We start from the raw sequence: 26737 nt of genomic DNA, 5'->3' as shown, positions 1-26737 counted from the left end.
AAACCGTTGGTATATATGGCCCTCTAAGTCGAGACGCCAAGTAGCGTGCGATGGCCTCTGCGAGATTCCTCAAAGTATAGCTTGATGCAGTGCAACTAAAACTCCCCTGTGGCGTTGGTCAGTAACTGATTTCGCCACACGGAGGCGATCATGGTGCTTCGATTTCAGGCGACGGAAGATCACGGTGACGCCTGCGGGCAAGGCCACAGCGTCGCATCAACCCGCGCCTCCGTCGAAAGCGCCCTCAGCGCCGCCGATGACATTGATAGCAGCGAAATCGTTGTGTCGATCCTCGGACCTTACGTCGTTCTTGAGGGATTCGTCCGGCACAAAGGCCATGTCGAGCGGGCCGTTGAGATAGCTGAAGACGTCGTGGGGAAGGGCTATGTCCGCAGCCGGATGTTGCGACGTTAGCCGGGCTACCCAGATATAATACTTAAAACTCATCAGTTTTGGCGCACACATACAGCATGCAGCTATGCACATGGAAGCGTTCACCTACCGCCATGTAAAATCATACAATTTAGCTAAATCGAAAATACGACCAGTTAACTGTGCGAAAGTAGTAGCGGCGGCACTGGAACTAAAAACGCTTTTCATTAGTTAATGCTTGTAATCAAAACACGGGAGAAGCGCATGCAAAGACTTCTTCGACTGGGAGTGCCGGCGTTCGCGCTGGCAATAGGGACCTTTATCACGCCAGCTTCGGCTTCGCTCGAGATCACGAGCGACTATTCCGCTCTGCCGCAGGATGAGATGGCGATGAACGAATATACTGGGCCGGTGTCCTGCACCGCGCCCACAACGCATTATGTTCCATCCTTCATTCGGTCTTTTGACGGCACCATTATCGGCGTCGGCTACCTTGAAGTGCAGAGTGACGGTCGCTGTTGATCGTCCCCGTTTCGTTTGGAATTCTATGAAATAGGGTAGCCAAGATCGCTCTCTCCCAGGCAGGGCCGATCAACTTTTCTGGTTGTGCGTTGTGCGTTGCAGCACATTGCGTTAGCTTCCGCGAAGCTGAGCCTCAACCAGAAGGATAACCCGATGATCATTGAGAGCAAGCGGATCGGATGCCTCGACGGGCTGCGTGGTCTAGCCGCCCTTTGGGTGCTCGTGGGCCACAGCCTGCAACTGACAGGCTGGCACCTTCCGATCCTTTCGTCGCCGGATTTGGGCGTTGACCTCTTCATTATGCTGTCCGGCTTCCTGATGGTCTTTCACTATCAGCTGCGCGAGACAGCCAATCCCTGGGAGAAACCGTCCACCTGGTTCGGCTTCTGGATGAAGCGCTTCTTCCGCATCGCGCCGCTCTATTATGTGATGCTGTGCATCGCGCTGCTGTTGGGCCCGCAGCTCTATGAGAGCCGCATGGTCATTGACACCTTCCTCGCGCATGGTCCGCAGTTGCCTGAGCGCTATCTGGATGGCAGCCTGCGCAATCTCCTTATCCATGCAAGCTTTCTATTTGGGCTGCATCCGGCCTACGCGTTCCGCACGCCGTTGCCGGATTGGAGCCTTGGCCTGGAGATGCAGTTTTATGCGGCCTTTCCGATTGTGATGCTGCTTTTGCGGAAAACCAGATGGCTGCCGGGCGCCGCCGTCGTTGCGCTTGCTGCCTTCTTCATCGCCAAGGCTATCCAGGCCGCGCATGTCGATTTTCCGATGCCGTCTTTCCTACCGCTGAAAATGCACGTCTTCCTGTGCGGTATGTTGATCGCCAACGGCTTGTTCGTGTCGCAGCGGCAAACCATCATGAATGGCTTGCTTGCTGTCATTCTGGTGATGCTTCCGATTGGCGGGGACATGACCTCGACGAAGGTCGCTATCCGCGTGCTTCTCGTGATCGGCTTCTTCGCGCTGGTGCACTACCATCTGTTGCCTGGTCTTATTGGAAGGCTCGGCGACCGCGTTTCGTCAGTCATGGGAAACCGCTTCTGCCATTGGCTGGGCGAGCTTTCGTTCGGTGTCTACCTGATCCATCTGCTGCTGCTGCAGCCGATTGCCGCATTCATGATCAGGCATTTCGGGGCTGAGATTTCGGCGCCGGTACGCTTTGCGATCGTCGTGGCCGCCCTCCTGCCGCTGGCCTATGCACTGGCTTACCTCGGTTTCACTCGCATCGAAGGGCCGGGCCAGAAGCTCGGGCGCAAAGTGTTGGACAAGATCGGGAAAAGGCGTCTGAAGCCGGCGTGAGACGGCTTATTGCAATCGAGGCTCGTCTGCTTTCGCAGAGGGTGACGAGCCTCTGACCATCATCATGATGGCTGCCGATGTTCTATTGAGAGACGTGCCTGAATGGCAATCAGCTTCCTCGCGGCGGTAACAGCAAGTGCGGCCAAGGGTTAACCAAAAATAAACTGTCGCCCTATTCTGAGACAGGTTGTCGACAATCTGCCGGGGATCGGAGGAGGAACGCCCGATCAATGGACCTTCAGTTTTGCTTCCTCTGCCGCCGCGACGAACTCCGCGCGAGCCTCCTCGACCGTTTTGCGGCCATCAAGAGCGGCTCTGCATGTGCTTCTTGCCTTCAGGTAACGCAATCCGCGAGCACTTGGCCAAAGGTCTGCCAGGCATTTCAGCGCGTCTAGAGGACCAAGGATCGTGCGCGCGCCCGTATTTTCAAATCCCACATGAATAGGATCATTCCATTTCTCTGCGGCCATCGGCGTGCTCCTCCATTGCTTAGGCCAAAAACGTATAGATCAGCCTCCGTGTTCCTCCCGAAGGCCTCATACTGAAGGCATTTTAGCGATATTTTCAGACCCCGCAAATGGGAAAACTCGTGCGCCGTGTGCCGGTCGACCGCTGTGTTCATGGGCCTCCCGTGTCTTCCGATCTTTCGCCCGCAAGGCGTTATCTCCCCTTGAGCGGTGACAGATCAGATGCCTGCACTTTTAACTGGCCGAATGCGGTGCTTTGTGCAACCATGGAGGCTCAACGTCAGTTAGCTCCTGTCAGCGTTGGAGATCGGAGATGCAGGACCTCAAGCATGTGCTGAATGCGGAATGCCAGAAGTATGTGTCTCTGGTCGTATCCATGCGAAGTGGTCAGCATCGATGGCTCGAAGTCGACGACGCCACGGGCAAGAAAGTGGACGTTACCGATGCGAAGCTTGCGACATTTGAGGAGACTGTCCGAACGCTGAGGCAGATGATCCAGGATCTCGATGCGTCGGACTATCTGTCATGCCGTCCGACGAAGGACTGGCACTTCGACGCCTGATGCAGGCATTTCGTCTTCAAGCCAACGACTTCGCGGGGTCCGCGAACCCGAGCGGAAGTTATAAAGCGATTCCGGATCTTAGCCGCCTGTTGATGTGAGTCCGCGCAGCCCGCGCGACGCAAGCTTCACGATGTGCGGTGTTCGCCCTACCGGTTCTGAGGAGCGGTTTCAGCGACTTTCCGGAGTTCGATATCCGCGTTGCTTTCGAGGGCATACGTGACCTCTTGATTGCTGAGCTTGGTATCAGAGCTGATCTTCAACCATGTGATCGCCGTCGTATCGACGTAGTCGGGGATCGGCTCCAATAGGTCTGGCTGTGTCAGAATACGCTTCAAAAGAATAGGACCCTTTGATGCGAGTTTCGGGGTGGCTTGCCAAATAGCGAGCGCTTTGCGGTCAGTCCTTATGATGTACTCAAAAAGGTACATAACCCAAAAGTAATGACGGAGCTTGCCGCGCTTTGAATAGTATCTCACCATCAACTGGAACCACTTGCTCACAAGGTAATTTTGCGGCTCCGCAGCAAGAAAAGAAATGCCCATTGTCCGGCCGGGGTAACTGTCAGGAAATGCGAAGAATCCACTCTCCATCAACGGTGGCAGCCATTCGTCCAACGGTTTGACGCAAAAAGTCGTCGCGTCCACCCAAACCCCGCCATAGTCCCTCAGCAGTGCGACCCTGATTAAGTCTGCCCGCCACTGAATTTTGCGGTTGCTTTTGGGAGGTGGCACGTTGACGAATTCGGCCGCGTTTGCGTCGCTCAGGATTCTCACATCCCAAGATGGATTTTTCCTAATCCAGGTATCCACGGCATAGCGGACAATTGGCGGCGCTTGCTCTAGCGGCTTGTCCCAATACATCCACACTATGCGAGGTAGTTTTTTAGGCATCGTTTCGAATGCATAGCGGGCATTCGCGGAATGGAACTTCTTCTTTCCAACAAAACTGCGCCGTATCGAATGGGCTACTTTCTTCCAGATCAGAAATGCGTCAAATAAAAGCATGGATAATCCCGGGTCTCCTACAAAGGCAGGCTGCCCAGCAATGCCGGAAAAGGTCGCGCTCTATGATTTCTTTAAGGAAAACTGGTGCTGCCGAGTGGGATTGAACCACCGACCTCACCCTTACCAAGGGTGTGCTCTACCACTGAGCTACGGCAGCGAGGACCAGACGCGCAACCGATGCGGCTGCATTGCGTGAACGGGGGGCCTATTGCCACAGCTTCATGATAAGCGCAAGCCGCAATTTCCATCTTTGTAGAGATTGAGGCCCGGCCACTTTTGAATTGTCGCAAATTCGGATAAGCCTGCGGCATGACCGAGAACACCAAAAAAGGCCAGCACAGCCGCAAAGCGGAGATCGAGCGCCAGGCCAACCTGCGCCGCGAGCGCGCCGCCGAAAAGCTTCGTGAAAATTTGTCCCGCCGCAAACAGCAGACCCGTGCGCGCCGATCGGGGCAAGCGGATGAGACGAATGGGCTGCCTGCCGCAAAAATGGACGAATCGTAATGTTCCGTTCACGGCGAATTGAAGCCCCCGCTAATTTCGTCTAAACACCCGCATCTTTTTACAGACAGCCTTTCAGAAAGGCGGGCATCGCCCGTAAGCGCACATGGATCGTATTAGAATTGTCGGCGGTAATGAGCTTAACGGCATCATTCCGATTTCCGGCGCCAAGAATGCCGCCCTGCCGCTGATGATCGCCTCGCTGCTTACCAGCGATACACTGACGCTTGAGAACGTGCCGCATCTGGCTGATGTCGAGCTTCTGATGCGCATCCTCGGCAATCACGGCGTCGACGTTGCCGTCAACGGCCGCCGCGAGCGCCAGGAAGACGCCTACTCGCGCACCATTCACTTTACCTGCCGCACCATCGTCGATACCACCGCTCCCTACGAGCTGGTATCCAAGATGCGCGCTTCCTTCTGGGTCATCGGCCCGCTTCTGGCGCGCGAAGGCCAGTGCCGCGTCTCGTTGCCGGGTGGCTGCGCCATCGGCACGCGCCCCGTCGATCTGTTCCTCGATGGCCTTGCGGCGCTGGGCGCGAACCTCGAGATCGACAGCGGCTACATCAACGCGACCGCACCGAAGGGTGGCCTGATCGGCGCACGCTACACCTTCCCGAAGGTCTCGGTCGGCGCGACGCACGTGATGATGATGGCAGCGACGCTTGCCCGCGGCACAACGGTGATTGGCAACGCTGCCCGCGAGCCTGAGGTCGTCGATCTCGCCAACTGCCTGAACGCCATGGGCGCCAAGATCACGGGCGCCGGCACGAGCGCGATCACGATCGAAGGCGTCACTTCGCTCTCCGGCGCGCGCCACCGCGTCCTGCCGGATCGCATCGAGACCGGCACCTACGCCATGGCGGTTGCGATGACCGGCGGCGATGTCACGCTCGAGAACACGGATGCCGCGCTCCTCGACACGGCACTGGAAACGCTCCGCCGCGCCGGCGCTGAGATTTCGCCGACCAACAACGGCATGCGCATCCGCCGCAATGGTGCCGGCATCAAGCCGGTCGATATCGTCACCGATCCGTTCCCGGGCTTCCCGACCGACCTGCAGGCGCAGTTCATGGCGCTGATGACGCGCTCGACCGGCATCTCGCATGTCACCGAGACAATCTTCGAAAACCGCTTCATGCACGTGCAGGAACTGGCGCGTCTCGGCGCGAAGATCTCGCTGTCGGGTCAGACGGCGAAGATCGAGGGCGTGCCGCGGCTGAAGGGTGCGCCCGTCATGGCGACCGATCTGCGCGCTTCCGTTTCGCTCGTGATTGCCGGCCTTGCCGCTGAAGGCGAGACGATGGTTTCCCGCGTCTACCACCTCGATCGCGGCTTCGAGCGCCTGGAAGAAAAGCTCACCCGCTGCGGCGCCATCGTCGAGCGCGTCAGCGAGTAGCTAAAAGGGCGTCACTCACCCTTTGTCCCGGTTGCGCATTGCGTTGCCGCGCCTTATGTCCGTTGTCAGACGCATCGCCATTCCGGCGATGCATTGGCGATGGGGTTTTGCCTGAATGACTGATCTGAGGCTCGTTGCACTTGATAGCGAGGATCTTGCCGTCGTCTCCGCGCATTTGCAGGATAGCGTCTTCAAGGTCGCCGATATCGCCTGGTCGCCGCGCGAGGGTCAGTTCTCGGCTGCGGTCAACCGCTTCGTGTGGGAGGAAGCCGGCAAGAAGCGCAAGGGTTTCGAACGCCGCCGCGCGGCTGTCGTCTTCAAGCGCGTGCTTGCGGTGCGTTCGACCGGCATTGACCGCGAGGACCGCGACGAAGTCCTGTCGCTGCTTGCCATCCGCTTCGAGCAGAAAGGCGAGGGGCCGGAAGGCACGGTCGAGCTGGCGCTGTCAGGCGCGGCAACGATTGCGCTGGATGTCGAATGCATCGAGGTTCAGCTTGCGGATATCGGCGGGGCGTGGGAAACCGCATCCAAGCCGCGTCATCCCGGCGCTTGAGATCTGGTTCGTCTGTTATCAAAGAGGAATATCGCATTGACAATCTGGCTGGATCAGGCATCGGAAGGCTTCGAGCAACGGTTTGCCGCCTTCCTGACGACCAAGCGCGAAGTCTCCGAGGACGTGAACACGGCAGTCCGCGCCATCATCGATGATGTCAGGGCCCGCGGCGACGTGGCGCTTGCCGAATATTCGAAGAAGTTCGACGGGATCGATTTTGCCGTAACGCCGATGCGCGTGACCGAAGCCGAGATCGACGCGGCTGTCGAAGCGGTTACGGCCGAGGTTCTCGGCGCGCTGAAGGTTGCGGCCCTGCGTATCGAATCGCATCACCGCCGGCAGCTGCCGAAGGACGATATCTACGAGGACGACATTGGCGTCGGCCTCGGTTCCCGATGGACCGCGATCGAGGCGGTCGGCCTTTATGTCCCGGGCGGCACCGCGAGCTATCCGAGTTCGGTGCTGATGAATGCCGTGCCGGCGAAGGTCGCCGGCGTCGATCGCATCGTCATTGCCGTTCCTGCAACAGGAGGTGCCGTCAACCCGGCCGTGCTTGCAGCCGCCAAGCTCGCGGGCGTCACCGAAATCTACCGGGTCGGAGGCGCGCAGGCCATCGCGGCACTTGCCTATGGCACCGAGACCATCGCGCCCGTTGCCAAGATTACCGGCCCCGGCAATGCCTATGTTGCCGCCGCCAAGCGGCAGGTCTTCGGCACTGTCGGTATCGACATGATCGCCGGTCCCTCGGAAGTGCTTGTTATCGCCGACAAGGACAACAATCCGGACTGGATCGCCGCCGATCTGCTTGCGCAGGCCGAGCATGATGCGAGCGCGCAGGCGATCCTCGCGACGGATGATGCCGAGTTCGCGAAGTTGGTGGAAGCAGCCGTCGAGCGGCAGCTGAAGACGCTCAATCGCGCCGAGACCGCTGCCGCAAGCTGGCGGGACTTTGGCGCGATCATTCTCGTGAAGTCCCTGGAGGACGCTATTGCGTTGGCAAACCGGATCGCGCCCGAACACCTAGAACTTGCCGTTGCCGATCCGGATGCACTGTTGCCTCGTATCCGCAATGCCGGCGCGATCTTCCTCGGCGCACATACGCCTGAAGTCATCGGCGACTATGTCGGCGGCTCGAACCACGTTCTGCCGACGGCCCGTTCGGCCCGGTTTTCCTCCGGTCTTTCCGTGCTCGATTTCGTCAAGCGCACTTCGATCCTGCGGCTTGGTGGCGAGCAACTGCGCACGCTCGGTCCTGCTGCCATCGCGCTCGCCGTGTCCGAAGGGCTGGACGCGCATGCGCGATCGGTTGCGATCCGCCTCAATCTGGAAAAGTGAGAGATGGCAGCGGGCGACTTCCGGCTTTGCGACGTCGTCCTTGACGACACCATCGGCCGAGCGACGCCCGACGTCGAGCACGAGCGCGCGGTCGCCATTTTCGATCTTGTCGAGGAAAACAGCTTCACGCCCATCGGTCATTCCGGCGGTCCGTACCGGCTGAATATCTCGCTGGTCGATTCCAAGCTGGTTTTCGCGATCACGACGGAGGACGGAGGTGCCGTCGCGACCCACATCCTGTCGCTGACCCCGTTTCGCCGCATCGTGAAGGATTATTTCCTGATCTGCGAAAGCTACTACGAGGCAATCCGCTCGGCCTCTCCAAGCCGCATCGAGGCGATCGACATGGGCCGGCGCGGCATTCACAACGAGGGCTCGCAGACGTTGAAGGATCGCTTGAACGGCAAGATCGAGGTCGATTTTGATACGGCCCGCCGGCTGTTCACGCTGGTCTGCGTGCTCTACTGGCGCGGCTGACGGCGATGGAACCGGCGGTCGGGGCAGGCGAGGGGGCACGGCCGGGCGCCATCCTGTTCATGTGTGGAATGAATGCCATCCGCTCTCCCATGGCCGAGGTGATCGCCCGTAGCATGTTGCCGGCGAATGTCTATATCAGGTCCGCGGGCGTCCGTGCTGGGGAGCGCGATCCCTTCGTCGACGTCGTACTGGAGGAGATCGGTCTTTCTCTCGGCCGGCATCATCCACACACGCTGGAGGAGCTCGAGGACGACTACTTCGACCTGATCATCTCGCTCTCGCCTCCAGCGCACCATGCAGCGCTGGAGCTGACCCGGTCAAATGCCATCGAAGTCGTCTATTGGCCGACCATGGATCCGACTGTCGTTCAGGGCACACGAGAGCAGATTCTGGATAGCTACCGGGAGGTCCGTGATCATCTGACCGAACTGATCGAGAGCCGGCTGGTTAGAAGAAACACCATCGCCGCGCAATCGGCGTGAAACAAATGACGGAAACGCGATCAATTAGGTTCACAAACCCCCGTTGATTGTGTAGTTTCCGCGCAAATTTGGGGCGGCTACCGCCGTCATCTCAACCGACAGGAAGAAAACCGCTATATGCCTAAAGAAGAAGTCCTCGAATTTCCGGGTATCGTGACCGAGCTTCTGCCGAACGCGACGTTCCGCGTGAAGCTCGAAAACGAACACGAGATCATCGCCCACACGGCCGGCCGCATGCGCAAGAACCGTATCCGCGTTCTGGCAGGCGACAAGGTTCTCGTCGAAATGACTCCCTACGACCTGACTAAGGGCCGCATCACCTACCGCTTCAAGTAGGCCGTTCAAGGCTCGAAAGCTTTAGCTCCCGTCTTCCGGTGGTCGAGGTTCCATGGCGCTGAAATACAAGCTCATTCTGGCTTCCGGCTCGCCCCGCCGTGTCGATCTGCTCAATCAGGCAGGGATCGAGCCCTCGCGCCTGATGCCGATGGATATCGACGAGACGCCGAAGAAGTCGGAACACCCGCGCTCGCTGGCGCGGCGCCTGTCGACGGAAAAGGCAGAGGCAGCACTTGCCGCCATCAAGGGCGACATGACCTGGAAGGGCAGCTACATTCTGTCCGCCGATACCGTCGTCGCCGTCGGCCGCCGTATCCTTGGAAAGGCCGAATTCGCGGACGAGGCATCGGCTGCGCTGTATCTGCTTTCCGGCCGCAGCCACTGGGTCTATACCGGCGTCTGCCTGGTGACGCCAGACCGCAAGATCCGCCAGAAGATCGTCGAGACCAAGGTTCGCTTCAAGCGCCTTTCCGGTTTCGAGATCGAGAACTATCTCGCCTCCGGTCAATGGCGCGGTAAGGCGGGCGCCTACGGCATCCAGGGGCTGGCCGGGACTTTTGTGCAGAAGATGGTCGGTTCCTATTCCAATGTCGTCGGTCTGCCGCTTTATGAAACCATCCTTCTGCTGACCGGTGAAGGCTTTGACGTGCATAGCCGGTGGCCCGAGGGCTGATCCTCGAAGGGACCGCTCCATGCCTGACGAAAAGAAAACAGCCGCCAAGGTCGAACCGCTGCGCAAGACACACCCTTGCCCGGAATGCGGCAAGCCATCCCACCGCGAACACTATCCCTTTTGCTCGAACCGCTGCCGCGAAGTCGATCTTTCGCGCTGGCTCTCCGGCTCTTATGCCATCCCCGTTGCCGACGACGAGGCGAAGGCCGATTACGAAGATGAGGAATAGGCTCGTTTTCCACGGGCGAAGCCCTTAAATTCGTTGATGAATCTGGAAAATTCAAAGGCTTCTCAAAAAACTGTCATTTGGCGCTTGCCATGTCCGGACAAGATGCTATAACCCCGCTCGCTTCCGGGGCGAACCAAGGTCCTCGGTTCTTTCTCAGGAAGGAACATCTGCGAAGCGGGTTGGCCCAGATAGCTCAGTTGGTAGAGCAGCGGATTGAAAATCCGCGTGTCGCTGGTTCGATTCCGGCTCTGGGCACCACTTTTTCAGACTCGTACCAAACTAGCTTCAGATCGATCGCAGGGCATCTTTTTCGCCGACGCGTCGTTTAGCCGAGCGACACGATAACCATCGTACAGAATTTGTGTTGATTGATGCTTAAGCCATCCGTCGCAGCACATCCAGCAGCGTCTGCGTGTCGTCATTGGCGCCGATCCGCCTGAGGCCGTCGTCCGCAAGCGTGATGATGGCTTCGAGCGCTTCGTGCTCGCTCCAGCCCGCTTCGACCGATGCGGCGACGAAGTCGCGGAAGGCGAACTGCAGCGCGTCCTGGCAGCGGATGTCCCGATCGGGGTCGTCGCTGGCGACGAAGGGTTTGTAGATGTCTCTCATCTCGCTCTCCGCGAATGTGCCGACAAGGCAGTATATTCGAGATGAGTTTAAGGAAGTGCTTAAAAATGCGCTACCGTTCAGAGGCTGTGCTGCCTCCGCAACGAACCGGCAATACCGCTCCGCGGTTGGAGTTGCCGGATGGTAACATGATAGTTTGTCGAAGGTTAAATCTTCGAAGGCCGGCCGTTCTCAATTCTATTGAGCAATGATAATACTATCGACGCAAACGGAGGGGGTACTCTATGCCACGCATCTCGCAGCTATACTTTAAGACTGCAGTGATATTTCTGATCGTCGGCATCGTCATGGGTCTGAACATGGCGATTTCACAGGATCATAGCGTCATCGGCGCGCATGCGCACTGTAATCTCCTGGGGTGGGTGACCATGGCGATCTTTGGCGGTTACCATGCGCTCAATCCCCAGAAGGCCGAGAAGCGCATCGCCATGATCCAGTACTACGTGTATACGGCTGGCATCGCCCTGATGGTGCCGGCGCTCTACCTCATGCTTCAGGGCAATACGGCCATGGAGCCGCTTGTCGCTCTAGCGTCGATTATCACCCTTGTCGGCGTACTGCTTTTCGCCTTCATCATTTTCTCCAACGGGAAGGTGGTCGTCACACCATCGGCGCCGTCTTACCGCTGATACCGCCCAATGCAACGTTTGGCAGGGCGTGATCGCCTTGCCGGACGGTCTGTTAGCGCAGATTTCCGTGCTGGGTGCGCTGTCGTCTTCGTGTCGCTCGCCCGCGTCACCGTTGCGCGGACATCGCGCAGAGTTTCAGTGGATGATCTGTATGCGGATCTGTTCCTTGGCCGCATAACTGTGGCAATCGCTGGGCGCATCGCCGACGAAGATCACGTCGCCATCTGAGTCGAACAAGCCCCAGCAGGGCTCGTCGTCGACGTAGACCTTTCTGACATAACCGAAGGGCTCGGCATCGATGATCACGCTGGGTGCAACAGGAACAGCCGCAAGTGCTCGCATGGATAACTCCAATGAGTCGTTTCTGTTTTAGTGCACCCTTATATTGCTCTTTGAAGCTGACGCGGGGCTATCCTCAGAAATCGGGATGGGAAACTGAGGTTGACGAGCGGGCAGATTGGAGCCGGCCGAATCACTTGGGACGGTCTGTTTTCCTCGCGCCGCCAGACCAGAAGCGCGTTGTTGCGGCCATTCAAAATGCCTATCTAGAACGGGCTATCATCACCAAAGGATTTCCCCATGGCCGACCTCAAGGCCCGTCCCCGTCCCGTTGGCGCAACCGCCGTTCTTGGTCGTACCGGTTTTCCGCATATCACCTCGGCCACCAAGGGTGAGCTCGATATCGTTACCGGCGCGTCGCAACCGGGCTTCAATCCGCTGGATCTCCTCTATGCGTCGCTGTCGGCCTGCCTTGTGCTGAGCGCGCGCATCGCTGCGAGCCAGATGGGCCTTCTCGACCGGATCACCGAGATTACGGCCGACGTCACCGGCGAGAAGGCGAGCGAGGGTCCGTCGCGCGTCCAGACATTCAACGTCGCGTTCTCGATCAAGGGCGACCTCGATGAGGAAACGCGCGTGAAGATCGCGCATGCGGCGGAAGAGATCTGTACGGTCAGCAACACCATCGGCGGGACGCCTGAATTCTCGACCGTCATCTCAGGCTGACTTGTACGGTGCTGCAAATTCGCATCGGCAGGCATTTAAGATTGCGCGTTTGTCTGCCCTTGCCGTTCCTCGGCTATCCGCTCGCCACAGCTTCTGATAGGTCCCTTGCTCGCCGCCAGTCTTGAGGCGGTTAGAAAGCATTCGAGAGACATGTGTCGCAAGCCGCTGCCAGTATCGCTGAAACCCCCGCATCCAACCGGTTTGCCCTTGCCGCCCTGATCCTCGGCGGTGCGGCGATCGGCGGCTCGCCGATCTTCGTGCGGCTGTCGGAAGTCGGGCCGATGGCAACGGCCTTCTGGCGGGTGGCGCTGGCCCTGATCACGATCTTCATCTTCTCGCTTGCCAAGGGCAAGGATGCCGGGCCGAAGCCAGAAAAGCTGTCGGATTATGCCCTGCTGATCCTGCCTGGCGTCGTCCTTGCCATGGATCTTGCCGCCTGGCACCTCTCCATCACCATGACATCGGTCGCCAACGCAACGCTGCTCGCCAATCTTGCCCCCGTCTTCGTCACGGTGATCGGCTTTCTGTTTTTCGGCGCAGTCGTTACCCGCGTCTTCGTTCTCGGCCTCATGTTGGCGCTGGCCGGCGTGGTTATCCTAAAGGGCGGCCCCGCAGCGCTTGGCAATGGCGATCTGCGCGGCGATGGCGTGGCGGTGATCGCCGCCGTGTTCTATGCGGGTTACATCCTGGCGATCGGCAAGCTCCGCAGCCGCTTCGATACGGTCCGGATCATGCTCTGGAGCACCGCATCGGCCGCTGTCTGCATCTTTCCGTTAGGCTTCTTCTACGAAGGCCATATGCTGCCGCCGACGGCCTATGGTTGGGCGATCGTCTTCGGTCTCGCCTTCGTCAGTCATGCCGGCGGGCAGATGGCCATCGCTTACGCGCTTGCCTATCTTCCCGCAGCTTTCTCCTCGCTGACACTGCTGCTGCAGCCGGTCGTGGCGGCGATCCTCGCCTGGGTGCTGCTCAGCGAGCCGATCGGCCCAATGCAGGCGATCGGCGGCATTGTGGTGCTCGCCGGGATTTTGGTTGCCCGGCGAGGCTGATTTCAATCAGGCGACCGCGGCCGGGGCGACCCGACGCGCATCGAGAATGGCAAGCGCCTCGTCGACCGTCGAGGCAAGCTCTGCCTTGTCGCTGTTGCAGGTACCCCACGCCTCGATGAAGCTGCTCGTCTTGCCGTAGCTATTGTCGAGAACGCAATGGTCGGCACCCAGAAGCACGCACATGATATGGCCGTGCATGCGGTCGGTGATGACTTGGCGCGCGGAGCTCAGCAGGGCCACGCCGCGGTCGAAGCGCTGTTGCGCCCGCTCGCGATAGGCAAGCTCGGTCATCCGCGCGCGACCGCCGATACGACCGGTCAGCAGCCCCTTCAAGATTGCGGCATGCTTTGTCTGGCGCTGGAAATCGGCAGGCTCATCGGGCCAGTCCGATTTCACCGTGCCCGGACGCAATGTTGCAGCGGTCAGGTCTTGTGCGGCGCCGACCTCCTGGTCTTCACGGAGATTGAGCAGCAGCTCATGCTGCGGCGCCGGGCGAGTGACCGGACCGATGCAGAAAGCCATATCAGGGCAAAGGCGTGTTTCGCATGGGAACCAGCGCTGGGCGAATTCCAGGCTTCGCTGGTCGCGGACGAGAAGCGTGAACTGGCCGTGGCGCTCGATCGCCCGCGCAGTGCTGTCGATGTTGGCCTGCTCCTTGAAGTGGATGGTCTGCGGCATCTGCACGATCGGTCGGCCCTTGTGCTTGTTGAGCAGACCTTCGCGGAACTGGCGGTAGCCGGCCCAGATGTCGCCGAAATTGCCGCCACCGTGGAGAAAGATGCGGCCGCTACCGATTGCGCCAAGCATCCGGCCTTCGTCGTAGGTCGGGATTTCGGTCACATAGGTTGGCCGCGTGCGTTTGCGGTCGAAATAGGCAAGTTCACCGAGCCAGATGGCGCTGTCGCCGATGTTGTAATGATTCGGAAAGTCGAGAAGCGCAAAACGCTCCGACGGATCAAAGAGATCGGAAAGGCAATTGGCGATCACGCCCTGAAGGCGGTTGATGATCGTAATATTGGATTCCATTAAATGCTCCTTGTTTACGGACAAGAGGTCCATGCAAGCGGCTATGCTTCGGCCTGTTTGCGGAATGGGTTGAGGGACATGGCAAGCGCGATGTAGGGGCGGATGACCGAGCGGCCGAAGATCGGCAGGAAGGCAAGGTAAATCGCTCCGCCGAGACCGATGCTAAGGCCGAGCGCCAGCCAGCGGTTGTGAACGTGCGCCAGGATGACGGGATGCGCAAACCAGACGCAGACGGCCATGAGCGCCGCGCCGCAGAAGGGCAGGGCGACGGCCTTCAGCGTGCTCTTTGCGTCGATATGCGCGTATCGCGCCAGCACATATTGCTGATAGGGCATCGTCAGCCAGGCACGCAATGTGTAGCCCGCCGCAACAGCGACAACGCCATAGGGGACGAGCAGCCAGGTGAGGATCAGCGTCGTCACCAGCTGTAGGGCTGCGACGGAAAGGATCGATTCCGCCCGGTTGACCGCAGAAAGCGCCGACGAGGCAAAGAAGTTCATGACGAAGGGAACCGACATCAGCACGAGCACGGTGGCGATATCACCCGCATTGCCCCACTTGTCGCCGAAGAGCAGGGCGATCATGTCGTTCGACAGAGCGCCGAAGCCGAGCAACAGCGGGATGGTTCCGAGCGCCGCTGCGCCGACGATCTTGTTATAGGCGCTGCGGAAGGCGGTGTGATCGTTCTGCAGGCGCGACAGCGTGACGAGCGATACGCTGCCGATCGGCGCAAGCACCGCCTGGCCGATCAGCTCGATCAGCCGCCAGGCAATGCGATAGCGGCCGACTTCAACCGGGCCGAACCAGCGCGAAATGAAGATATCCTGCACGCGGGCAAGCAGCATCCACATCAGCTGGGTGACGACGAGGCTGATGCTGAAGAGGAAGACGGAGCGGAACATCGAGACGTTGAAGCGGAACTTCGGCATCCAGGGATAGTAGAACCACCCAAGCAGGACGGTCACGGCGGCGTTGACCGCGGTCTGCGCGACCAGCGCCCAGACACCCCAGCCGAGAAAGGCGCAGACGACGGCGGTGACGCCGGAGAGCAGGCTGGCGGCGATCGCCTGACCGGCGAGGCTCTTGTGGCCGAATTCACGGGCGAGGCGGGCATTGTGGATAACCGCCAGAGAGGAAATCGGAAGCAGCGGCGCGAGCCAGCGAAGGATGCCTGATACCGACGGGTCGCGCACTAGATCGCCGTAGTAGGGCGCAAAGAAGAACACCAGCGAAGCAACGATGCCGCTGAATGCGATCGTCGCCCAGAAGGCCGTGTCGGCTAGCTCCTCGTCGAGATCGAGCTGGCGCGTGACGGCATCGCCGAGGCCCGCATAGGCAAGCACGCGGCCGATTTCCACGAACAGACTTGCAAGCGCAAAGGTACCGAAGTCGCCGGGGCCGAGAATGCGCGCAAGGATGACGAAGATCACAAAGGTTGCGATCGTGCTCCAGGCCACGCGGATGACCGACCACAGGACGGAGAGCGCGGTTTTCTTCTTAAGCTCGGCGTGGGCAATTGCCGTATCGGCCATGCATTATCCAATCGAATTTGGCTCGCGAAGGTTCGCGCGTTGATTCTGCTGGCGGCGAGGAGAGCGCCTCAGGCGGGCTGCTTTGCCTTTGGAGCCCGCCAGTAGGCGAGCATGCCGGTAAGGTTGTCACGAAGCTGGCTGCGGTAAGTCAGGCCAAGTTCCTCGTTGGGTTTTCGGCGCCCCATGGCTTCCATGACCGCCTGGCGGATTTCCCAGCGCAGCATGCCGCGCATGTTTGAGCGGCGATCGAAGAGATATTTGGCGTATAGCGCTCCGTTGCCGAAGGCATAGCCGGTTTGGAGGCGCTTGATGTCCGCGAGCTCGCGACGCCCATGGAAGTGTTTGACGGCAAAATCCGGCAGATATTCGACACGCACACCGGCATTGAAGGCTCGGTGCACATAATCGGTGTCCTCGCCGGAGCGGAACGGCGACCCGGCCCCGAAGCGAGTATCGAAGAGGCCGATCTTCTCGACCAGCGCATAGGGAAACGCCATGTTGGCGCCATGAACGAAGCCGCCGGCATGCAGGTCGCTGGTCAGTACCGCAGGTTCCATTTCAGGCTTGATCGTCACCGGCAGGTCGCGTGTATCGCCAAGCTCGATCCGCCCGCCGCGCATGACCATCTCCGTATCCGAGCTGAAAAGCGCCGCAAGCGTGCTGAAATAGTCGGGGAAGATCTCGCAATCGTCGTCGGTAAAGGCGAGGATGCGGCCTCTCGCGGCGTTCAGGCCCGTGTTGCGGGCGACAGCAAGGCCCGGCTTCGCTTCATAGATCAAGTTGGTCTTGATTGGAGCGGTCGACGCCCACCGGCGCACGACTTCCGACGTCTCGTCCGTGGATCCATTATCCACGAAGACGAGTTCAAGTCTCAGATAGTCTGCCTGGCGGGTGGCAACAGAAACGGCATCCAGGCAGTTCGTCAGTCCATAGGCTCGATTTCTCGACGAGATGATCAGGCTGATGTCCACGGGTCGAGGAGGCATTCAATTTCCCCTTCTGCGATCGATGTCGAAGCGAGGATAGGGCTGGGACCCCGCTTCGGCAAGGAGCATTTTGCGCTGCAGCAAAATAGAACAGATGGAGCAGTTCGCAGACGAATGTGGTAATTTCTTGCCGTCTGTAGAGAATAAGATAATCTAAATATAGATGTAAAAGATAAATCTTAAAATCGGTGGATATTGCAAGTCGCAATAATTCTCAAAAACTCATAATTGTATGAAAAATAATATACATAGGGTGAGAATAGAGTTTTGTTGTGTAATTGAAGCGACATTTATTGTATAAAATTCTTAGTTTAATTTAACAAATACTTTTCCATATGTGTCTCGCAATAGATGATGCGAGCGGCTCTAGATCCCTGGAGAAACGAGCGTCAGATTTTTCCTGAATTACAAATAACCGAAATGCGCCGGTGCGCCGCGATCACCGTTCAAACGCGGCACGAAGCAGAAAAGTGCAACCGTCGGGAACCAGAGATATTTGTTCGCGATCGTTCAGCGAGAATTGACGGAGGCTTGCTCGCGCTTTCTTTCAGTCGTTGCATTCCGGACAATGCGAGAGGGCGGAATTGCCGGCGGTTCCGCGCGCGACGTACCTGAGGAAAGGGCTCGCCGCGCCTGAGACGGCGTGCCGGCGCTGCGAGCCTGTCCATGTTAGTTGCTCTGCTGTGACAGCCATTTCTGGATGATCGGAATGTCTGCGTCGCCGAGGTCGTGTCCGCCGGAGATGACGTCCGAATCGACGGTCGCTCCCGATTGCTTCAGTCGCGCTTCGAGCTCGCTGGCATACTTGCCGTAAGCATCCGTCTTGCCGCTGATGACCAGAAGATCCGTACCCTTGAGATCGGCGTGCGGAAACGTCTTCAGGACCGGCATGGAGCGCAACAGAACCGCTTTGTGTACCAGATTCGGATGCAGATAGAGAAGCGAGTTGAGCAAGTTCGCACCATTGGAATAGCCGACATAGACGATCTTCTTCGGATCTAGGCCATATGATGACACGGCGCCCTCGATGAAGGCGGCGAAGGCTTCGGCTTCGCTCTTGATGTCGTCCTGGTCGAAGGAGAACGGCGTGATGCGCTTATACCAGCGCGGAATGCCCTCCTCGGTCGCCCGTCCGCGCACGCCAAGCAGTGTGGCTCGCGGGGCCGCCTCGTGCAGCAGGGGCATCAGTGTCGTCTCGTTGCCGCCCGAGCCGTGCAACAGGACGAAGACACTGCCGTCGGGGTCTGGCGGCGTATAGAAGCGGTGGACGAAGGGCAGATCGCGATAATTGATACGGGGCTCGCCGGGCATCGAAAACTGCGGAAGCACGACCTTCAGATCCTTGAGATCGGTGATCGGGTCCTTGGGAACGAAAAGCTTGGTGCCAAGCGTGGCCTGCGGCTCGTCAACCGTCATGCCGGGCTTGTCGGTCGCCAGTTCGATCAGCGTTCCGCCCGGCTCGCGGGCATAGAGCGATTCGAAGTATTTGCGATCGTGCAGGTTCGTCGCCGACGCGCCGCTCTCCTTCAAGGCATCATGCACTTTGTGAAGTTGCTCTTCGCTGGTGGCACGGAACGCGACGTGGTCGGCAGTCCCAGGACCCGGAGCGCCGGACCAGAAGCCCTGCGCATTGCGGATGTCGACGATATCGCCCGATTCTGACACAAGCCGATCGATGTTGCCGCGGTTGGCCTGGAAACGGTAGCCGAAATGGCGCTCCACGAAGTCGCGGCTTTCGGCCGGCGTTTCCGTCAGCATGGTAACGCCGCGCACGCGCTGAACGGCGTGCTCCACCGGCACGCCCGCGCCATCCCAAACGGCCGAAGATTTCAGATCGCGGGCTCCTGCGAGCTTGACGATGATGTTGTCGGGATCCTTCAGGCGCAGGACCGGTTCACCAAACTCATCGGCCGGACCTTGCGAGCGAAGCCCGAAACTCATACAGCGGGTCAGCCAATAACCGATGCTGGCTGGGTCGATGGCAAGCGACAGTTCACCGATCTGGCTGTGGCCGACGCGCCCGGGTGATCCGTCTTCCCATACCAGGAAGGTCACCAGCGAACCGGGACTGCCTTTGGCGTCTCCGTAAAAGAGATGAAGTTGTGTGGCGTCTTCGAAACCGGCTGTCTGCTTGACCAGCCGCATGCCGAGAAATCCCGCGTAGAAATCCACGTTTGCCTGGACCTTTCGGGTGATAAGGGTCACGTGATGAATGCCAGATACCATTGAGCACAGTCCGGATGGCTTGGAGGGCGATGTAAACGCCAGAATCAGTGCGATTATAAACGTCATGGCGTCATAATTGGAGTTTGCCTTGAAGGTTCCGCCTAAAGAATTAGGCTATCTCCACGCGGCTGCAAATCCAAACTGTCCAGTGCGTCCAGAACCTCGGGGAATCGCTGGAGGGTCGGCGGCTTGTTCATGTAGGCGCTTGCACCGAGACTCTTGGCGCGCTGAGGGCGCCGGCTTTGCAACCGGCGCCCTCATTTCGTTTCACTTCAGCACGGTATTTAGCCAACGGTCTTGCGCGGCTGGCCTTCTTCCGGGGGGATGATCTCCGCCGCGGTGTCTGTCGCAGCGACAGCCTTGCCGTGGCGACGGCGCCAGTCGCCGAGGAAAAGCAGGATCGGCGCTGCGATGAAGACCGACGAAGCACCGGCAACAAGAATGCCGAAGACCATCGGAACAGCGAAGCTTTCGACCGCGCTGCCGCCCCAGATCGCCATCGGCAGCAGGGCCAGGAACGCCGTCGCGTTGGTGTAGAGGCTTCGTGCCAGCGTCTCATTGATCGACCGGTCGATCAGCTCGCGCAGCGGCATCGACTTGTAGAGCCGCATGTTTTCGCGCATGCGGTCATAGACCACGACCTTGTCGTTCACCGAATAGCCAACCAGCGTCAGGATGGCGGCGATAGCGGTCAGGTTGAAGTCGAGGCCGGTCAGCGCAAAGAAGCCGATCGCTTTGGTCACGTCGAGGATCAGCGTGACGATGGCGCCCACAGCGAATGGCCATTCGAAGCGCCACCAGATGTAGAACAGCATCGCCAGGCTGGCGATGACGACCGACAGGATGCCGGCCCAGGCCAGCTCGCCGCTGACCTTCGGACCGATGACGTCTGTGCCGGTCACGGTTGCCGACGGGTCGATCTTGATGATCTCGGCCTTCAGCTTCTCGACGGCTGCTGTCTGGGCTTCTTCACCGCCATCCTGCCTCTGCGCGCGCACCGCCATGGTGTTGTTGTCGCCGTAGGATTGGAGCGAGACTTCGCCGAGGCCGAGGCTGTTCAAGCCCTCGCGGAAGCGACCGAGATCACTGGCCTCCTGCGTCTTCACAGACATCTGGATGCCGCCGCGGAAGTCGACGCCGTAGTTGAGGCCGGGATGGATGAAGAGAATGACCGAGGCAATCGACAGAAGCGCCGAGACCGTCACGCCGAAAAAGCGAGCCTTCATGAACTGGATGTGGCGACCGTAAGGGTTGAACATCATCGGTATCAGGGGCCTGATGTTCAGAACCTTCAGCTTACGACGGCGCGTGATCTCGATCATCGTCACCCGAACGAACGCGACTGACGTGAACATCGAGATGATGAGGCCAAGCGCCATGGTCACGGCAAAGCCGCGGACCGGACCAGTGCCGAACCAGAACAGGATCGCCGCTGCGATCAGCGCCGTCATGTTGCCGTCGATAATGGTCGAATAGGCGCGGCGGAAGCCGGTGTCGATCGCGGCGAAGGCGCTCTTGCCCTTGCGCGTTTCTTCGCGGATGCGCTCGTTGATGAGAACGTTCGCGTCAACCGCAAGACCGATACCGAGGACGACACCGGCGATACCGGGCAGCGTCAACGTCGCTCCGACAAGCGTGAGCGCAGAGAAGGTCAAGATGGTGTGGATGAGCAGCGCGAAGTTCGCGAGGAAGCCCCAGGTGCCATACAGGATGAAGATGAAGGCTGCGACCAGCGCAAAGCCGACGATGCCGGAGTAGATACCCATGCGGATAGCGTCCGCACCAAGGTCGGCACCGACGGTGCGTTCCTCGATGACGGTGAGTTTGGCAGGCAGCGCACCGGCGCGCAGCATGGCGGCAAGCGTGGTTGCGCTGTCAGCCGAGAAGTTGCCGGAGATTTGACCGGAGCCGCCGGTGATCGGTTCACGGATGACAGGTGCGCTCAGAACCTTGTCGTCGAGAACGATGGCGAAGGGATTGCCGACGTTCTGGCGGGTGATGTCTGCGAAGCGGGTTGCGCCGGCGCTGTCGAAGCGGAAGCTGACGACCGGCTCATGCGTGTTTGGATCGAAGCTGACGCGGGCATCCGAGAGGCGGTCGCCGGAGATCTCGACGCGATCGAGAACTTGATAGCTGTTGCCCTCCTCGTCCTTCAGCATCGTCACGCCCGGTCCAGGCTGGTTGTTCGGGGCGAGCATGTGGAAGGACATCTTCGCCGTCGAGCCGAGAAGCTGGCGAAGACGGGACGGATCCTGTGCGCCAGGAAGCTGCACCAGCACGCGGTTTCCGCCGATACGCTGGATCGTCGGTTCTGCAACGCCCACTTGGTCGACGCGCTGCCGAATGACTTCAAGGCTCTGCTGGACCGCAGAATCGACGTTGCTGGCGATGCCGGCCGGCGAGAAGGCGACGATGATGCTACCGCCATTTGTCGTCACCGAGAGATCGGACTGGCCGGCGCTGAGGCCGGTGGCAATCGCGTTGCCGAGGGTCTTCAGCTGCGTGACGGCTTCGTCGCTCTGGGCCGGATCGGTCAACGTGACGACGATCTGGTTCTGGTTGCGAACGATCGACTTCGTCTGGATATTCTTCTCACGAAGCACGCGACGGGCGTCCTGCAGGAGCGATTGCAGACGCTCACGGGTCAGGTCCGCTTCGTCGACTTCGAGAACAAGGTGCGAGCCACCGCGAAGGTCGAGACCGAGCGAAACTCGGTTGTGTGGCAACCACGAAGGCAAGCGGTCGAGCGTCGACTGCGGCAGTGCGTTCGGCAAAGCGATGAGAATGCCGAGGAAAATGATCACCGAATAGGTGAACACCAGCCATGGTGAATTACGCATGTTGTTGTTTATCCTTGATAACGCTTGAGCCTGCGCTCCTCGCGCAGGTGGCGTGTCTTTAAAGCAATGGAAAGCGCCGGATTGGCGTGCATTTATGCCGCGGCCGCTGGCGGGCCGTGCGAATCGTAAGCCTTGCCGTCGGCAGCACGAAGCTGCGGGTGGAAGGCGACGGGATATGTGGGCTCCCCGGTTGAGAGGAGCGCGATTCCAGGCGCTGCGCTTACTGCCGCGTTGCCGGAGTCAAAAGGAATATATTTGGGGGCCGCCTTGCGCTCGGCGGTTAAGATGCCGCGAACAACGTCTCGCGCACTTACCTGTGGCGGCTGGCTGTCCTTGCTGGACGAAGAAACTGAATTCGGGCCGCGCGTCGAACCGATGACGAGGTTGCCGCCGAGCAGCAGACCGAGATAGGCGAAAATGGCAACGACGAGAGAAATTGCAACGCGGCTGCCTATGCGGCGCGCGTCGAGCCTCATCTCGTAATCGTTGGGATTTTCAACCTCGTACCGGCTCAACGGCGCAAAAGTCTCTCATTCTTTATCGGGAGAAGGCGCTTCCTCAGCTACAATTGTAGCAGTCTCGGCTTCGTCTTCATAGCGCACACTGTCATGATGCACTTGGGCGAGCCGGTCAACCATGCCCATGGCGATTTCCCGTTCGCCCATGATGACGGTGTCTGCACCATATTCCTTCAGCTCGTCGACCTCGGCGTCCGAATGCGCGCGTGCGACGATCAGGATGGAAGGGTTGATGGCGCGGCCCTGCTCGGCGATGCCGCAGGCTTCGAAGGCATTGGGGATGGCGATGACGAGACTGCGGGCGCCGGCGATATTGGCAAGGTCGAGCACCTCACGCGACACCGCATTGCCGCTGATTGCTTCCATTCCCTGGTCCCGCAGTTCACCGATGCGCTTGTCGGAGTCCTCGATCACGAGGAAAGGCGTCCCGGACGATTTCAGGTTTTGGCCAACGATATTGCCCACACGGCCATAGCCGACAAGGATCGCATGCCCCCGAAGCGCCGTCGGGTGCATCTCGTCCTCCTCTGCAGCGGTCTCGTCAGCCGGTTCTGGTAGCTTCTCTGCCGTCTGTTCGGCGACAGGCTCTTCGCGCCTTGTCCGCTCCAGCATGGGACGCAGATGGTCGCAGCCGTAGAAGAGCAGCGGATTGAGGATGATCGAGATGATCGCGCCTGCGAGGATGAGGTCGCGTCCCTCCTCGGGCAGCAGGCCAAGGGAAACGCCCAGGGTTGCCAAGATGAAGGAGAATTCGCCGATCTGCCCGAGACTCGCCGAAATCGTCAGCGCCGTGCCGACGGGCTTGCGGAACAGCAGGACGATCAGGAAGGCGGCGATCGATTTGCCGATGACGATGATGAAGACGGTGGCAAGTAGCGGCAGCGGCTTCTCGATTAGGATGTTTGGATCGAACAACATACCGACCGAGACGAAGAAGAGAACCGCGAAGGCGTCGCGAAGTGGCAGGCTTTCCTGCGCGGCGCGATGGCTAAGCTCGCTTTCGGCCAGAACCATGCCTGCAAAAAAGGCGCCGAGAGCCAGCGATACGCCGAACATCTTGGAGGCGCCGAAGGCAACGCCAAGAGCGATCGCAAGGACGCCAAGGCGGAAGAGTTCACGGGATCCGGTGTGCGCGATGCGGTGCATCGTCCAGGGAATGACACGCCGTCCGAAAACCAGCATCAGCCCGACAAACAGCGCGACTTTGACCAGGGTCATGACAATGATGCCGCCGATGCCGAAATCGAGGCCGAAGAGCCGGCTGAGCGCGGCGGAAAGAGGCTCGGCCGTCGCGTGCTCCCCGCCGCCGATACTGGCAGCCGCCGGAATAAGGACGAGCGCCAGAACCATTGCGAGGTCCTCGACGATCAGCCAACCGACCGCGATCTTGCCGCGATCGGTCTCGACCAGCCGTCGCTCCTGCAGCGCCTTCAAGAGGACGACTGTCGAAGCGACGGAAAGGGCCAGCCCGAAGACGAGACTCCCTCCCGTCGGCCATCCCATAAGTGCGCCCAGTCCCCAGCCGAGCAGCGTGGCAAATCCAATCTGCACGATGGCGCCGGGAACCGCGATGCCGCGAACGGAGAGGAGATCCTTGAGGGAGAAGTGCAGCCCGACGCCGAACATGAGGAGGATGACGCCAATCTCGGCGAGTTCAGGCGCAAGGCTCTGATCGGCAACGTAACCGGGCGTATGCGGACCGACGAGCACGCCGGCGACGAGGTATCCGACCAAGGGGGGCATGCGGAGTCTGTTGGCAAGCGCGCCGAGGATGAACGCAAGCACGAGGCCTCCGACGATCGTCGAAATCAAAGGCGTATCGTGCGGCATCACTTTCTCCCGAACTGGAAATCCCGTCTAAAACATGACATATATGACCTATATCAACCAATATGGGTGGTTTGGCAACATGGGTCAAGGCGCAAAGGAAACAATTCTGACCCCGGCATTGTGTCGGGCCGCTCGCGGATTGCTTGACTGGACGCAGCTCGACCTCGCGGAGCATGCGGCCGTGTCGCGCAGTACCATCCGTGACTATGAAGGAAAACACCACGAAATTCATCGTGCAACCGAGGCGCAGCTGCGTCTCGCGTTCGAAAAAGGCGGCGTCGTGTTTGTGGAGGTCGAGGGGATGGGAACCTGTCTTGGTCTCCTGTCCGCCCCGAGATGACGGTCTACTTGCCGGCGAGGCAGGTCGGCGAAATCCCGTAAGCGAAGATCGTTTTCCCGCGATAGTAGCCTTCCACCGGCAGCCAGCTCTGGATTAGTTCGGGCGTTTGCGCGCAGTCTACCGGATGCGTGGTCACGAAGAGGACGCCGTCCGCAACTTCGCCCGGCAGGGCAAAGGCCTGCTCGTAATAGTTGTCGGGTGCGCCGGCAGGCGGCTTGGCGTAGATGCGAACGGGATCGTTTCGCAGCGTATGGAACATGTCTGCAAGGAGATCGCGGTTATCGCTGACGATGATTGGGATGGCTGACCGCCGCGCCAGCTCACCAGCCTCGCGGCTGATCGCGCTGCGACCGAGATAGCGCTTCATGATCTCGTTTCCGTTCGGCAGAACGAGCTGGTGCGCAAAGACCGCAGCCAGAGGAAACAGGAAGCTGGCCGCACCATTTATCGCAAGCGAAAGGCGTAAGCCTTTCGGCCAGAGGCGGTCAAGCAACCACACGGCAAGGATCGTTCCCGCGATGTAGGCTGTGACGCCCCAATTGGCATAGGCCTTGGCCACCAGCGCCTGAAGCGTGATCAGCAGAACGACGGGGATTGACAGCCAGATCAGCAGCGCTTCTCGCTCATTGTTCTTGCCCTTGAAGGCGCGCGCGACGGCCCAGAGCATCGCGAAGAAAACGATTGGCCCGACGACGCCGAATTGCGCCGCGAAGAATTCGAGGCCGCCGGCGACATCGATACCAAGCTTGCTCCAATGTGCGATGTTCGTGGTGTGACGGACGGTCGTGCCGTCGTGGGCAAGATTCCACCAGAGGTTCGGCGTAGCGACCGCAAGCGCAACGATGACGGACAAGAAAAAATCACGCCAGGCTATGCGCGCGCTTGGAAGCAGAATGAGCGCGATTAGCCCGCCGGGAACGACAAAGAGGATCGCATATTTCGATAGGAAGGCGCAGCCGAATGCAAATCCCATGAGAAGGGCGAGGCCTACGGAGCGCTTCTCGGTCAGGCCGAAATAGGCCCATAGCGCGGCGGTCAGGAAGAAGAGAAGCACAACATCGGTGGAAAAGAACACCGACGACAGCGCAACGCCCGGCACAGTGATGAAGGTGGCGCCGGTCCAGCCTTCGATTTTAGAGCCGACAAAGCGCTTGGCTGTCTTCATCAGCATAATCGCGGTCGCCATATGGATCAGCGGTCCGCTCACCCTGATCCAATAGATCGCGGTCGATCCCGCGAGCTCCGTCATCGCTCGAATGACCCAGGCGATCATCGGCGGCTTAGAATAGTAGCCGAAATCGAGATGCTGCGACCAGAACCAGTATTGCGCCTCATCGACGAACAGATCGGTTGTGTCGAAATGAAGGGTGATCACTCGCCAGAGCGTCACGCCAAGAATGATAAAGAGGCCAAGTCTGGCAGACATGAACGGAAGTTCCGCTGAACGCAAACACAATGGTAGAGGCGAAGTTTAGCGCGCCGGCGTGCCGGGCGCGTGTACTGGCTGGTTATGGAAATTCAAAGGACGCGCAGGGCAACCTGGCCGCGGCTCGCTTCGATCTGGTCAAGCACCGCAACGGCTACGAGAACAGCAAGTGCGAGGAAGCACGACCCCAATCCGAGAACAATCATTGCCCAATCCTTCTGACGTCATGTCACGGTTATTTCTGGGCGTATAACACAAAGCTTGCGTCGAACTTGTAGCAGCGATGCAACGCAAGCCCAGTAATTCGTGGATGGTTATTAGGGCCTGCTGGAAAGTCGACATTCATAAAATACGCATTAACCTTCAGGCAAGGAATTAACCATAAACATTGCATGACACGTCGGAATGGGAAAACTCACTCGTTCCCACCAGGCATGACGCCGCACCGCCGTACCGGTCGATCCGGAATCCATCTCATCAAGCAGCTCC

General features: G+C 59.5%; 29 protein-coding genes and 2 tRNA genes. 18 read left to right on the top strand and 13 right to left on the bottom strand.

The window, feature by feature from the left end; all coding sequences use genetic code 11:
• Positions 1–150 precede the first annotated feature (150 nt).
• From FHX09_RS14365 to FHX09_RS14355, 3 genes are all read left to right on the top strand, one after another.
• Positions 151–414, top strand: coding sequence for a BON domain-containing protein (locus FHX09_RS14365; RefSeq protein ID WP_007796435.1), 264 nt, complete (start codon positions 151–153; stop codon positions 412–414).
• A 222-nt stretch (positions 415–636) separates the two neighbouring features.
• Entirely contained in the window at positions 637–894 is a 258-nt protein-coding gene (locus FHX09_RS14360; RefSeq protein WP_007796438.1) for a hypothetical protein, read from the top strand.
• Between the two features lie 153 nt (positions 895–1047).
• Entirely contained in the window at positions 1048–2196 is a 1149-nt protein-coding gene (locus FHX09_RS14355; protein WP_132592461.1) for an acyltransferase, read from the top strand.
• Positions 2197–2423: 227 nt separating this feature from the next.
• Here FHX09_RS14355 and FHX09_RS14350 read toward each other — a convergent pair whose 3' ends face one another.
• Entirely contained in the window at positions 2424–2666 is a 243-nt protein-coding gene (locus tag FHX09_RS14350; protein WP_007796443.1) for a DUF982 domain-containing protein, read from the bottom strand.
• Between the two features lie 310 nt (positions 2667–2976).
• On the opposite strand from FHX09_RS14350, the gene FHX09_RS14345 reads away from it, so the two are divergent.
• Positions 2977–3225 carry a hypothetical protein gene (locus FHX09_RS14345; protein WP_007796446.1) on the top strand — a complete coding sequence of 83 codons (249 nt, stop codon included), beginning with the start codon at positions 2977–2979 and terminating at the stop codon, positions 3223–3225.
• A 146-nt stretch (positions 3226–3371) separates the two neighbouring features.
• On the opposite strand, the gene FHX09_RS14340 is transcribed toward FHX09_RS14345, so the two are convergent.
• Positions 3372–4229 (bottom strand): capsular polysaccharide synthesis protein, encoded by an 858-nt coding sequence (locus FHX09_RS14340; RefSeq protein ID WP_183718842.1) that lies wholly within the window; start codon positions 4227–4229, stop codon positions 3372–3374.
• Positions 4230–4311: 82 nt separating this feature from the next.
• Positions 4312–4386 (bottom strand) — tRNA-Thr (locus FHX09_RS14335).
• Between the two features lie 152 nt (positions 4387–4538).
• Between FHX09_RS14335 and FHX09_RS14330 the strand changes: the two genes are divergently transcribed.
• The 10 genes from FHX09_RS14330 (at position 4539) to FHX09_RS14285 (ending at position 10472) form a co-directional block, all read left to right on the top strand.
• The gene (locus tag FHX09_RS14330) at positions 4539–4733 is read left to right on the top strand and encodes a hypothetical protein (protein WP_037083322.1); all 195 of its coding nucleotides are present in this window, start codon (positions 4539–4541) and stop codon (positions 4731–4733) included.
• 103 nt (positions 4734–4836) lie between these two features.
• Complete coding sequence (murA, locus tag FHX09_RS14325; RefSeq protein ID WP_132592457.1) at positions 4837–6129, top strand: UDP-N-acetylglucosamine 1-carboxyvinyltransferase; 1293 nt, start codon at positions 4837–4839, stop codon at positions 6127–6129.
• 115 nt (positions 6130–6244) lie between these two features.
• Positions 6245–6682 (top strand): DUF2948 family protein, encoded by a 438-nt coding sequence (locus tag FHX09_RS14320; protein WP_007796456.1) that lies wholly within the window; start codon positions 6245–6247, stop codon positions 6680–6682.
• 36 nt (positions 6683–6718) lie between these two features.
• On the top strand, positions 6719–8017 hold the full coding sequence (gene hisD, locus FHX09_RS14315; RefSeq protein ID WP_184450251.1) for a histidinol dehydrogenase: 1299 nt from the start codon (positions 6719–6721) through the stop codon (positions 8015–8017).
• 3 nt (positions 8018–8020) lie between these two features.
• Complete coding sequence (locus tag FHX09_RS14310; RefSeq protein ID WP_007796467.1) at positions 8021–8494, top strand: UPF0262 family protein; 474 nt, start codon at positions 8021–8023, stop codon at positions 8492–8494.
• Positions 8495–8499: 5 nt separating this feature from the next.
• Positions 8500–8976 carry a low molecular weight phosphatase family protein gene (locus FHX09_RS14305; protein WP_132592453.1) on the top strand — a complete coding sequence of 159 codons (477 nt, stop codon included), beginning with the start codon at positions 8500–8502 and terminating at the stop codon, positions 8974–8976.
• A 117-nt stretch (positions 8977–9093) separates the two neighbouring features.
• Positions 9094–9312, top strand: coding sequence for a translation initiation factor IF-1 (infA, locus tag FHX09_RS14300; RefSeq protein ID WP_003545338.1), 219 nt, complete (start codon positions 9094–9096; stop codon positions 9310–9312).
• Between the two features lie 52 nt (positions 9313–9364).
• Positions 9365–9985, top strand: a complete 621-nt coding sequence (locus FHX09_RS14295) for a Maf-like protein (protein ID WP_007796473.1) — start codon at positions 9365–9367, stop codon at positions 9983–9985.
• A 19-nt stretch (positions 9986–10004) separates the two neighbouring features.
• On the top strand, positions 10005–10214 hold the full coding sequence (yacG, locus tag FHX09_RS14290; RefSeq protein WP_183718846.1) for a DNA gyrase inhibitor YacG: 210 nt from the start codon (positions 10005–10007) through the stop codon (positions 10212–10214).
• A 182-nt stretch (positions 10215–10396) separates the two neighbouring features.
• Positions 10397–10472: transfer RNA gene (locus tag FHX09_RS14285), tRNA-Phe, on the top strand.
• A gap of 117 nt (positions 10473–10589) precedes the next feature.
• On the opposite strand, the gene FHX09_RS14280 is transcribed toward FHX09_RS14285, so the two are convergent.
• Entirely contained in the window at positions 10590–10823 is a 234-nt protein-coding gene (locus FHX09_RS14280) for a hypothetical protein (RefSeq protein ID WP_132588302.1), read from the bottom strand.
• Positions 10824–11065: 242 nt separating this feature from the next.
• Here FHX09_RS14280 and FHX09_RS14275 point away from each other — a divergent pair, with 242 nt between their 5' ends.
• A complete protein-coding gene (locus FHX09_RS14275) occupies positions 11066–11470 on the top strand; it encodes a hypothetical protein (RefSeq protein ID WP_007796487.1) in 405 nt (134 codons plus the stop codon).
• Between the two features lie 135 nt (positions 11471–11605).
• Here the strand turns inward: FHX09_RS14275 and FHX09_RS14270 are convergent, their stop codons facing one another.
• A complete protein-coding gene (locus tag FHX09_RS14270) occupies positions 11606–11812 on the bottom strand; it encodes a hypothetical protein (protein WP_132588304.1) in 207 nt (68 codons plus the stop codon).
• Positions 11813–12049: 237 nt separating this feature from the next.
• On the opposite strand from FHX09_RS14270, the gene FHX09_RS14265 reads away from it, so the two are divergent.
• Both FHX09_RS14265 and FHX09_RS14260 read left to right on the top strand, forming a co-directional pair.
• Positions 12050–12475, top strand: a complete 426-nt coding sequence (locus tag FHX09_RS14265) for an OsmC family protein (RefSeq protein ID WP_132588305.1) — start codon at positions 12050–12052, stop codon at positions 12473–12475.
• Positions 12476–12627: 152 nt separating this feature from the next.
• Positions 12628–13524, top strand: coding sequence for a DMT family transporter (locus FHX09_RS14260; protein ID WP_132588306.1), 897 nt, complete (start codon positions 12628–12630; stop codon positions 13522–13524).
• A 6-nt stretch (positions 13525–13530) separates the two neighbouring features.
• Here the strand turns inward: FHX09_RS14260 and FHX09_RS14255 are convergent, their stop codons facing one another.
• From FHX09_RS14255 to ybaL, 7 genes are all read right to left on the bottom strand, one after another.
• A complete protein-coding gene (locus FHX09_RS14255; protein ID WP_007796500.1) occupies positions 13531–14550 on the bottom strand; it encodes a polysaccharide pyruvyl transferase family protein in 1020 nt (339 codons plus the stop codon).
• Between the two features lie 41 nt (positions 14551–14591).
• Positions 14592–16082: a lipopolysaccharide biosynthesis protein gene (locus FHX09_RS14250; protein ID WP_007796503.1), complete on the bottom strand. Its 1491-nt coding sequence runs from the start codon at positions 16080–16082 to the stop codon at positions 14592–14594.
• 68 nt (positions 16083–16150) lie between these two features.
• The gene (locus FHX09_RS14245) at positions 16151–17068 is read right to left on the bottom strand and encodes a glycosyltransferase family 2 protein (RefSeq protein ID WP_132588307.1); all 918 of its coding nucleotides are present in this window, start codon (positions 17066–17068) and stop codon (positions 16151–16153) included.
• Positions 17069–17737: 669 nt separating this feature from the next.
• Positions 17738–19360, bottom strand: coding sequence for a VOC family protein (locus tag FHX09_RS14240; RefSeq protein ID WP_183718848.1), 1623 nt, complete (start codon positions 19358–19360; stop codon positions 17738–17740).
• A 218-nt stretch (positions 19361–19578) separates the two neighbouring features.
• Positions 19579–22134, bottom strand: coding sequence for a protein translocase subunit SecD (secD, locus tag FHX09_RS14235; RefSeq protein ID WP_132588309.1), 2556 nt, complete (start codon positions 22132–22134; stop codon positions 19579–19581).
• 92 nt (positions 22135–22226) lie between these two features.
• Positions 22227–22610, bottom strand: a complete 384-nt coding sequence (locus FHX09_RS14230) for a hypothetical protein (RefSeq protein WP_132588310.1) — start codon at positions 22608–22610, stop codon at positions 22227–22229.
• A 54-nt stretch (positions 22611–22664) separates the two neighbouring features.
• Positions 22665–24482, bottom strand: coding sequence for a YbaL family putative K(+) efflux transporter (gene ybaL, locus FHX09_RS14225; RefSeq protein ID WP_132588311.1), 1818 nt, complete (start codon positions 24480–24482; stop codon positions 22665–22667).
• Between the two features lie 34 nt (positions 24483–24516).
• Between ybaL and FHX09_RS14220 the strand changes: the two genes are divergently transcribed.
• A complete protein-coding gene (locus tag FHX09_RS14220) occupies positions 24517–24822 on the top strand; it encodes a transcriptional regulator (RefSeq protein ID WP_132588312.1) in 306 nt (101 codons plus the stop codon).
• Between the two features lie 4 nt (positions 24823–24826).
• On the opposite strand, the gene FHX09_RS14215 is transcribed toward FHX09_RS14220, so the two are convergent.
• Positions 24827–26248, bottom strand: a complete 1422-nt coding sequence (locus FHX09_RS14215; protein WP_132588313.1) for a glycosyltransferase family 39 protein — start codon at positions 26246–26248, stop codon at positions 24827–24829.
• Positions 26249–26737 lie beyond the last annotated feature (489 nt).

This window comes from Rhizobium sp. BK538 (genome assembly GCF_014197575.1).
Taxonomy (GTDB): Bacteria; Pseudomonadota; Alphaproteobacteria; order Rhizobiales; family Rhizobiaceae; genus Rhizobium.
The sequence above is the reverse complement of the archived record's forward strand: the minus strand, read 5'-3'. Positions and strand labels throughout refer to the sequence as shown.